The sequence below is a fragment of the Pseudomonas sp. RA_35y_Pfl2_P32 genome (genome assembly GCF_963970735.1).
Lineage (GTDB): Bacteria > Pseudomonadota > Gammaproteobacteria > Pseudomonadales > Pseudomonadaceae > Aquipseudomonas.
Genome location: NZ_CAXAQF010000212.1, coordinates 1 through 517, shown reverse-complemented (window position 1 = coordinate 517; position 517 = coordinate 1). Strand labels below are relative to the sequence as shown.

At 67.1% G+C, this 517-nt stretch carries 1 protein-coding gene and 1 tRNA gene; both read left to right on the top strand.

Annotation, left to right across the window (positions count from 1 at the left end):
• Positions 1-292: DUF1178 family protein (locus AACY45_RS27925; protein ID WP_339548704.1), on the top strand; the 292-nt coding region annotated here is incomplete at its 5' end.
• 35 nt (positions 293-327) lie between these two features.
• Positions 328-404 (top strand) — tRNA-Arg (locus tag AACY45_RS27920).
• The last annotated feature ends 113 nt before the right edge of the window (positions 405-517 follow it).

Genomic DNA, 517 nt, shown 5'->3' with positions numbered 1-517 from the left:
CCGCAGCGTTCCGGCGCCAAACGTCGAGGCGGCGGCTCCTCCAGCCCTCACCCCGGAGACGATGAAGGCCGCGCTCCACGCGCTCGCTCAAGCCCAGGCTCAAGCGCTGGAGAAGTCGGAATGGGTCGGGCGCGCCTTTGCCGATCGCGCGCGCGCGATGCACGTCGGGGAAACCGCCGCGACGACGATCCACGGCGAAACGACCCTGGCCGAGGCGAAGGCGCTGGTCGAGGAAGGCGTACCGGTCGCGGCCTTGCCGTTCCCGGTAATTCCACCCGATACGGTCAATTGATTTCGTCAGCGCCGCACAGTACCACCGCGCGCGGCGCCCCCGTAGCTCAGTCGGATAGAGCGACGGTTTCCTAAACCGCAGGCCGGTGGTTCGAATCCACTCGGGGGCACCAGCCTAAATCGGTCACGTACCCCGGCTTTGCGCCAGCACCTCATACGCCATCACTGCGGTCGCGACCGCCGCATTCAGGCTGTCGGCCTTGCCCAGCATCGGGATCTTCACCAA